This window comes from uncultured Succinivibrio sp. (assembly GCF_902756765.1).
Lineage (GTDB): Bacteria > Pseudomonadota > Gammaproteobacteria > Enterobacterales > Succinivibrionaceae > Succinivibrio.
In genome coordinates this window covers 1-9357 of the sequence record NZ_CACVSS010000077.1, presented here as the reverse complement: position 1 = coordinate 9357, position 9357 = coordinate 1, and the positions used below count along the sequence as shown (strand labels likewise).

The 9357-nt window shown below is 37.4% G+C and carries 5 protein-coding genes; all 5 read right to left on the bottom strand.

What is annotated here, in order from left to right:
* Positions 1–319: 319 nt before the first annotated feature.
* Positions 320–1897 (bottom strand): RNA-binding domain-containing protein, encoded by a 1578-nt coding sequence (locus tag QZU45_RS09615; protein WP_295354689.1) that lies wholly within the window; start codon positions 1895–1897, stop codon positions 320–322.
* Complete coding sequence (locus tag QZU45_RS09610) at positions 1894–3126, bottom strand: Wadjet anti-phage system protein JetD domain-containing protein (RefSeq protein WP_295354687.1); 1233 nt, start codon at positions 3124–3126, stop codon at positions 1894–1896. Before QZU45_RS09610 ends, QZU45_RS09615 begins: the two co-directional genes overlap by 4 nt.
* A gap of 10 nt (positions 3127–3136) precedes the next feature.
* Entirely contained in the window at positions 3137–6547 is a 3411-nt protein-coding gene (locus QZU45_RS09605) for an ATP-binding protein (RefSeq protein ID WP_295354684.1), read from the bottom strand.
* Positions 6548–6549: 2 nt separating this feature from the next.
* Positions 6550–7290: a DUF4194 domain-containing protein gene (locus QZU45_RS09600; RefSeq protein ID WP_295354681.1), complete on the bottom strand. Its 741-nt coding sequence runs from the start codon at positions 7288–7290 to the stop codon at positions 6550–6552.
* Between the two features lie 138 nt (positions 7291–7428).
* A complete protein-coding gene (locus tag QZU45_RS09595; RefSeq protein WP_295354678.1) occupies positions 7429–8892 on the bottom strand; it encodes a DUF3375 domain-containing protein in 1464 nt (487 codons plus the stop codon).
* Between the last annotated feature and the right edge of the window lie 465 nt (positions 8893–9357).

Genomic DNA, 9357 nt, shown 5'->3' with positions numbered 1-9357 from the left:
CCTGTTTATCAATTCTCAAGCTTAACTGCACATCCTTTGTATTTGCTGAAGCAATACTGAAGTTCTCAGTTGTATCAAGGAATACTCGAACACAGATTTTTAAAAAACTGTTTGACTTCATTGAGTCAAACTGTTGTAGAACCTCTCCTGGCAAGAGAGATTTACGGTTACTGAAAGATCTTCCGACTTTAATTGGGAAGATCGTCAGTATGAATAACATTAGGGGGGTTAAAAATGCTTAACCCCCTAGGCATGTAAAAATATACAAAAAGCTTTAAATTTATAGTTTTTACTAACTATTCAAATTGCTGGCACATTTTTACTCTAGGAAATGGATTATCCAAACACCACCATTATTACTTCCATTTCTTGATAAAATGCCAACAGTCTTCAATTCAGCAATTGCTCTTTGAACCGTAGCTCTGGAAAGACCTATCTTTTGAGCGATATCATCTGATGTAACGTGAGGATCAAGTTTTATCTGTTCAAGTATGGATAATGCTCTGATTAGGTTAACCTTGTTTAAATGTGATAAACGACTATCTGTATTAGAAATACTATTTTTTTCAGTATCTGGTACTGAACTTTGATGTTTAGCCTCATCTGATGCTGAACTTGATGCTGAACTACGAAGTTGAGCCTCATCTGATGCTGAACTTTGATGCTGAACATTCAAGCCTAAGGAAGGATCTACCACTCCAAAAGGATCAGTATCAAAAGCTTTACGTCTAATACTTATTCTTAAGGACGAACCAAAATCCTTAATTTCAGGTATTCCTAGCCCATATTGTTTTGAATCAGCAAATATACGAGGAATTCCAGTTCCCCATTTCTCAATGATATGCATATAGAAAAAAGCTGCGCCTATCGCTGAGTTCTGGATTCTTGAGTTACCAGCTATAATCTGCTCTATAGAAAGATCTGGACTTAATCTGCCAGGAGAGGTAACTTCCAGACGGTCATCGTAAATTGCGACCTGAATTGTCCCGGGAGATAGATAAGAACGGTGACAGACGGCATTAGAAATCATTTCACGAATACTATCAATCGGTAATTCATAGAAATCTTCTCTGTACTTTCCATCAATTCTTGAGCCTAGATTGATATGCTTTTTAACAAATATCATTGCGTCTTCAATCTGCATATCAATTGGTCCTTTAGCATCCTGTTTATCCAGGAAAACAGCTCTAGTCGTTCCTTTAAATGAGGCTAGCTGAATATAGGCATCTGGGATCAAATCCTCAAAATTTCCAGTAAGTAACAGCCAGGCATTAGTTGGAAAATATCTGCCATTACTCTGTACAACAATTTTCCAGGAAACGAGCTGACTCAAAGTGATCTTTTTTAACTCAGTGCGCTGTTCATCAGTCTTACATCGTTCAAGAGCATGCTGATACATTCTTTCACAAAGAGAGTTAATTTCAGATATGGTAATCTCGCCTACTACCTGAGTTGTATCAAAACTGCGGTTACAACCTTCTAGTTGCAGTTCCTTAATCATATAAGGTTCAGCTTTTCTGGTTACACCGGCAACTCGAATATATGTTCCATCCATCATGCCTTCAGAACGAAGATAGTAAGGCTTCGACATTCCTGCTCTTATTTGTGCAACGATAACCTTTCTGTTGTCTATTTCTTCAATGGACATAATAGGAACAACCGCTGGAAAACAGGCATCAAAAATACTGTTGGCAATTGCATCAAACTTCTGAAACACTTCATCATCGGAAAAACCTGTAACCTTCCAGGAATTATTTTCTACTCCAAAGACGATTCTGCCACCGGCACCATTGGCAAAGGCAATAGCTGTTTTTAAGAATTTATCCTGATCCTGAGGAATGTTCTTTTTAAATTCTACAGATTCACTTTCGCCTTTTTTTAGCTCATCTAAAGTCATAGCAATTCACCAATTCTTTTTTTCAAAATATCTGTAACCTCATCCCAGGATATGAATTCCTGTTCTAATCGAACATGCTCAAGTCCAATTTCTTTTCCAATTTTATTCTCAACTAAAGCTCTATATGCAAGAGATTCATTCTCATTAAGAGACATAAGTTCATTATTTCGTGCTTTAGGCTCTTCAACGCAATATTGTTTGTATTTATTTAAGGTATCAAAGTCCATTAGAATAGAATCCACCTTACAGGGAAACATCGTCTTGCGAAATTCAGACAGAATAGCCAGACCATGTGTATCAAGATCCCCCCAGTAGATAATCTTTTTTGACCTAAGCCACTGAGCCTGTCCCAGTGCAGAAAAGCCATAACCGGAACCAAATATACCAATGCATGAAGGAAGTTTAGGCAGGGACAGAAAAGAAATCTCATTTTCACAGACAATCACATACTGACAGTCTATAGTCAAACCGGCAAAACTCTGTGAATCTAGGGTTACATCGGGACACTCTTTGCTGATAAAGGGTAACTTTATTCTCGGATCAAGAATTCTAAATCTTATTCTTTCAGGTTTACATAGAAAACCGTAACGTTTTTCAAAACCACTACTGCGATTTTCATCCTGATCAATAAATTCAGGTGGCAGCACACTGTCAAGAATCTCGCTTAATATCCCCTTGTGTTTTTCAATAAATTTGGTATCGACCGAAGGGAGAGAAAGCTCCCTCAGATAAATTCCTGGTCGAGGATGTCTAATAAGGTAATTAACAATAAGGGTAAGCTTTGAAAAAATACTGCTGTATTTTAAATATGACAGAGGCTTTTTTCTGATATAAGAAACAAGGTAAGGCGGCATGAACATCAGAGCTTTTCGGAGGCGTTCATATTCCTGACGCTTTCCTATAAATGCCAGAAAATCATATATGCTGTAAAACACAACATAAGCAGGAACCTTCTGATGTCCCATCAGTCTAGATGATATCTCTGTATATTCGACCTCTAAATCAGACTGCATAAACCATTTACTGCTAAAAAGCATTGCTTTTTCAAAATCGTCTTTAATATCTGCTGATTTTGGTCCATCAATTTTAATTTTAAGAGGATGCTCCTTACTTAGAAGATCCATCTTTAAAAGATTTCTCTCCTCAAGAAGCATTTTTAGAATTACCCCTTTATTCCACAGTTCAAGAGCTTTCTGCTTAACAGCCTGTTTATCTGACCATTTATCCATTGTTTCCACCTTATAATACAGTTTCAACAGAAGAAGTATTGTTTACAAGCTCTCGCTGTTTTTTAAGGAGACGATATTCCTTAATTGTAAGATTTCTGACTGAGGACTGTGAATTAAGCTCATTCTTTGAAACCATAGCTACGTGTTCAACATAAGGTTCAATTATTGAAATCTTCTGCATAGGAGTTACAACCAGCAGCTGCAATTTAAGTTTCTTAAAGAGTTTTAGACCAAAGTTTGCAGAATCGTCAGAGCCTCTGCCAAAAGCTTCATCAATAATAACAAATCTGAATGAACGATTGGATGAATTATCCTCAAAGCCAGTTCCAAACTGATATGCAAGAGAGGTAGCCAGAATTGTATAAGCAAGTTTCTCCTTCTGTCCACCCGATTTTCCTGATGAGTCCTTATAATATTCATACTGAGAGTCATCTGCGTCATAAAGCTCCTGAGCGGCAAATTCATACCAGCGACGAACATCAGTAACCTTAAGTCTCCATCTTCTGTCCGCTTCAACAGAATCCTGTCTCCCCTTAAATCTTTCGATGAGCTCCTTTACACGCATAAAACGCTCTTCTGAGATCTGCAGAGAACCTGTATCAATTTCAGTGCGGTTATCAATCATCTGACGCAGGTCAAAACGGAACTGTTTAATCTCCTGATCCTCAGAATTGATAGTAACCAGCTGAATATGTCTACCTGGATTATATTCAATAGTTTTCAGTGCCTTATTGATAACGGTTATTCTCTTGGTTATCTCACTTGAGGCAGTATCCAGAAACGCATTTAAGGTAGCCACATCATTGAGGGTGTTATCACGCAGCTTCTTTTTAAAAAGACTTTCAAAACGTGGCAGATCATCCTTTTTAATTCTTAAAAGAAGTTCTTCATACTGAGGCCAGCTTTGAACTGCAGCATCAAATTCCTGTGTTTCAACTTCATAACGGTGATTAAATGCAGACATATCGGTTATAAGTTTTTTCTCATGAGCACTTGCCTTGTTTCTGTTAAATGAATGGAGTCTGTCGAGTTCATGATTTATATCACGACTGACTTTAGAGCATTGACCCAGAGTTAATGACTTGTTATCCCCAAGGGCTTTCTGCAGCAGATTATCTAAAAGCTCTTCTGAAAATATCTGATTATCCCCATAGGCATTTAATTCTTCATTCTGAGCATTAAGATCCTTTTCATATATATCGATCTCACCTTCAAGATTACCTGATTTTCTTATAAGCTCATTCTTTTCTTCTGTAAGTTCTCTGATATCAGCTAAAAGCTGTTCTATTTTAGAATTAAGCATTCTGAAAATATCAGCACCGCTTTCAATCTTCTGATATTCTGCATTCAAAGTTTTGAGTTTTTCCATCTGACTTAAATAGTCAATCTCATCATAGCTTTTATAATCTTCAAGCTTTGCAAAGACTCTGACAGTATTCTGTAACTCATCAAAACGGTTTTTTATATCTTTAGACTGTCTTTTGAGAATCTCAAGCTCCTCATTATGTTCACTAAGTGTTTTAGTCAAAAGCATCAGCTTGTCGGTATTACTCCAGCCTAATACATAATTCTTTCTGTCATTTAAACTATGACGATCATCCTTCTCATGTCGATTACCTGATTTTATCTGTCCCTGAGGTGTAATTGCCTTGTGTTCACGCTTAAACTCTCTATAATCCTCAGTACAGATATAGGCAAAGTTATCATCTAAATGCTGACGAACAAACTCTGTAAGCTCACCCTTATCCTTTAGGGTAAGTTTACTTCTCAGCTCATCAGGATAAGGAGCCTTACCTGAATATCTGAAATCTTTTACAACCTTAAAATATACCAGGCGCCCCTTTAAATTGTGAGAATCAACATACTGCAGTACCTCTGAATAATAGGCTTCCGGTACCAGCATAGATAAAGCAAAACCATGCAGAACTCTTTCAATGGCACCTTCCCACTTTAGCTTTTCAGATTCCTTAATTTCAATCAGCTCGCCGACAAAAGGCATACATTCGGTATTTATTCCCAGCTCCTCACAGATCAACTCTCGGAGTTTCAACTGAGACACAGAGATATTACTTGGATGAGCCTTTATATATTCAAGATCTTCACTAAACTCCTTTATCTTAGAAGATAGAAGTTCTTTTTTAGCACCGTTTCTAATCATTTCCTGCTGAACAGAGTTATGAGACTCTTCAAGTTCCTGGGTTCTTAAAACCAGTTTCTGTTTCTGTTCTGCAAAACCAAGAACACTGCGAGGAAGATTCAGATCTAAAAGTTTCAGCAGCATTTCATAGGATTTTGAACGCTCCTTTTTTACTGCAATAATGTGCTCCTGATCTTTAATTGCCTTGGCAAGGGACTCAAGCTGTTCACCGCCATTTTTACGGCGATCTTCCCTAGTCTTTTCTAACTCATCCTCAAGATCGGTATTCTTTAAATCTAAAGCCTCAAGCTGAGCCTTATGTTTTTCAAGATTATTCTTTTTACTTTGAATCTCTGATATCAAAAGATCTCGACGTTTTATTCCAACATAAGGATCAAGCTCTTTTTTGGCAAGCTCATATCGTTCCATTTCCTTGACATACAGATTTAAAGCCTGCGCGGTTTCCTGCATAGGTTCTAGCAGAGTCATCATGTCTCTTGCTTTACATACACTCTCATAGGTTGAGTTCAAATCATTGAAGCGGTCAATAATATCTTCAATCTTCTCATCGGTATCAACCTTCTGCAGCATATGGGACTGAACAAATGAAGAAATATTGTCAACAGTCTTCATAGATACGGTCTGAGCAAATAGCTCAATCGCCTGATCGTTGTCACCAATTCCAAAACGACGCTTCCACCAGGCAGAATACTGAGGAAAAGAATCAAAGATTTCTGCTTTATGCTGACGGAGTTTACGTCTTAGTGAAGAGGGATCTTTTCCAAAATCAGAAAAATGCTCTTTGATACTCAAAATCTTCTCTGCGGTTACAAAAATCTTATCCGGCTGAGCTTTTGCATTTGACATAAACATAGCCAGAGCCAGAGTAATGTCATAGTCCTCGTGTCCTGCTTTTTTTAGTTCCTCATTATGAAAAACCGCCAGAATAACAGAATAATCCTTATAATCAGGGCGAAGAGCAACCGGCTTGAGATTACCGTATTCTCCTGACTGGGATTTGTAATAGCCCATGACATAGGAACGTAGATCACGTTCCTTGGAAGTTGCTCCTGCAGCCTTATTAAAAACAATCTTCTGGGAAGGCACTAAAAGCGAAGTTATGGCATCAACCATTGTAGATTTACCTGAACCAATCTCGCCTGTCAGAAGCCCATTCTGTCCGTCAAGCTCCAGTGTCCAGATTTTATGATGAAATGTGCCCCAGTTATAAATTTCAACGTGATGTAATCTAAAGCCGTCTGTGTTTCGTTCAAGCTGCTGCATTTTTATGCTTCCTCTGAATTCTTATCTGCCATAACCTTCTGATACTCCAGGATTTTTGACTTGAAATCGGATATGGTCTGAGCGTCAAAATATGCTTTTAAAATTCGCATGATTTCATAATAACGTTCCCCTTTTGCCTTTTTATCCTGTAATGGCTTTAAAAAACCAAGATCAACAATTTTATTGATGATGCCTTCAATCTGATTCTGAAGTTTTACCTCATTACTTCTGTTTCCGTAATAGGTCATAATCAGATCTGAGAGAGAGGTATAGCTCAATACAAGTCTGGTATCGCCGTTGGCTTCAGAATCAAACTCCACAAGTTTATGACGAAGCAGTAAGAGCATAAAACTTACATTAAAGGAGAGCTGACGTTTGGACATAAGTTTTGGAGGAAAATGATTAACATCAGGCATTTCATCTTCAGTTAAGGAGCGCAGGTACGCATAGCCCTCATTATCATCTACAACAAGCTTTACACCAAGTTTCATGACATAATCCTGAACTTTACTCTGCTGTTCTGTCAGGCTGTTCCATAAAGCCGCATTGTCCTGCCGGTAGATAACTCCTCTAAGCAGATAAGCGGCAATAGTTCCTACCTCATAGTATCCACGTGAGCGAGGAGCACTTACAGCTGTATCAGATGATGACAATTCAGTTGAGTCCGATATATCTGATAGATCATCTGTATTCAGATCTGTCTGTGAATCTAAATTCCCGGTATAAAAAAAACTGTGTCCCATAATATTTCCTGTTAAAACATCATGCTCTTAAATCTGTCATTGAAAATTAAATCTCAATATAAGCAAAAAAAACTTACTATCTTTTACAAACAACCAACCTCTTGTCCTCTCAGCCATCAATTATGTTTTCTGCGGTAACTAGAGTCTTTCTCTAATGTAGACTCTCTTTATTCTGGTACAGCGCATAACTTCAGGTTCGCTTTGCGATGACCAGATAATCTCATCTTCAATATCGGGATCCTCCCTTATCTCAAAGTTATCATTTAAGACACTAAAGTAAGAGATAAGCTCGGTAAGCCCCTGCTTTAGAGGATACTTTTGAATTATCTCGGAAAGAGCAACATCATCCTTATCAGATAACAGAATCCTGATATTGTGCATCAGCTCATTTCTGTCAACCGCTGAAATATCAAATAACCTGTCTACATTAGAATCATTTGCACCAACCTCAATTGCTTCAGAGTTAATACTGATTTTTTCTTTTGGTGTATAAATAACTCTTTCAAAAGGAAGATTGATCGAAGCTTGAGGCAGTTCAATTGAAAAATCGGTAAAGCCGTCAAGGAAGTCTTTATCATCTAAAAGAGAATTATCAATCACGTTCTTCTCGATATCTCTAAGCAGCTCAAGAATACGGCGGTTTTCCAAAAAAATCTTATCGTCTATAAAGTGCTTAAGCTGCTTGGACAGGGCGCCCATGGTCTTCTGGATATGCTCATTACCGGCGATCCACCCTGGATACACATTCTTAACATTCTGATCGTAGTTAATCTTCTTTATGGAAGAGAGCTCATAAAGCTCATCAATCATGGAACGGACTTCGTCCTGAAGGTTAGGATTTAAAAGCAGAGAAGAAAAGGCAGCAACACTTCTGCCCTGCTGAGAATTCTCAATGCCATCCGAGTTCTCAAGAACCTCACTTAAGAGTTCTCCTTTAGAACCATCCCATTTGGCAATTTTCTGTCTGATGCCCTTATCAAGATCACGAAGGTTGTACTCCACCGAACGGAAATCAGACAATAAGGTTCTGGCATGCATCTCAAACTGCTGAAATCTGTCCAGAACTTCAATCTCTGACAGTCTGCCTATCTGTCCACGTTTTGCATTTTCAAGCCGTTCGGTAAGAGTTTTAATCTGAGCTTCAAGATCACTGATGATTTCCGATGGTTTGGCAACAGTACCTAAGGTAATCTGTCGCAGCAGTTCAATAATTGATCTGAATCTGGATTCAGTACCAACAAAGGAGTAATTGTGAAGAGAATTAATAAACTCAATGGCTTTCTGCGAGGCTGGAGTAATATCATAAAAAGGCTCGTCCGCACCATTTCTGTAAGTTCTCTTCAACCATCTTTTTGATTCAGAGGACCATTCTGTAAGATAAGAAACAGCTGTTTTAGGAAATAGCTTTCTGCCATTAGTTGCCTGAAAAATCACATTTTCAAGAATCTGACACAATTCTGATTCAGGCGCTATAGTAATGCCTCGCTTAACGAAAGCCTGATGTAAAAAAGACAGAATTAAAGGAGCATGTTCTGCGTTAAGTAATTTCCAGGTTTCATTGTAATGACGAAGATTTGTTAAATCATCAAAATCAAACTTCATAAGAAATATAAAACTCCTCAGAACAGATTCAATCAATTAAAAATTAAAATATTTTTGTTTGTTGTTATTGATTATATATTTATTTTTTATTCATGTAAACTATATATTAGTTTCGTGAAATATATTTTTTTATTTATTATATTTTATAAGGATATTTTATATATGATATTTTTTTAATATAACTTGAGTGAGCAAGAACCTTTTATTAGCGTTTAGTGGAAATTTGGTCAGATCACACAAAAATTGATGTTATAGATTTGAGGTATAAATTTGTGCGTCGTTCAACTGGAAAAAATTTGAGTTCATGAACCTCTTGTAAACAAAGTCTTGAACCAAACGTAGCAAAGTCTTAATACAGTCTTAAACCTTGTTACTGCTAAGTAATAATGACCATAAATTGATATAAAATTCTGTCCATTTCTATCACCTCTGCCATAATACTTTGTCCACCATCTAACAGTGATC

What these genes read in the sequence shown, in the direction of transcription:
- QZU45_RS09615 (WP_295354689.1), bottom strand. Translation starts at nt 1,897, where the DNA reads ATGACTTTAGATGAGCTAAAAAAAGGCGAAAGTGAATCTGTAGAATTT.
- QZU45_RS09610 (WP_295354687.1), bottom strand. Translation starts at nt 3,126, where the DNA reads ATGGATAAATGGTCAGATAAACAGGCTGTTAAGCAGAAAGCTCTTGAA.
- QZU45_RS09605 (WP_295354684.1), bottom strand. Translation starts at nt 6,547, where the DNA reads ATGCAGCAGCTTGAACGAAACACAGACGGCTTTAGATTACATCACGTT.
- QZU45_RS09600 (WP_295354681.1), bottom strand. Translation starts at nt 7,290, where the DNA reads ATGGGACACAGTTTTTTTTATACCGGGAATTTAGATTCACAGACAGAT.
- QZU45_RS09595 (WP_295354678.1), bottom strand. Translation starts at nt 8,892, where the DNA reads ATGAAGTTTGATTTTGATGATTTAACAAATCTTCGTCATTACAATGAA.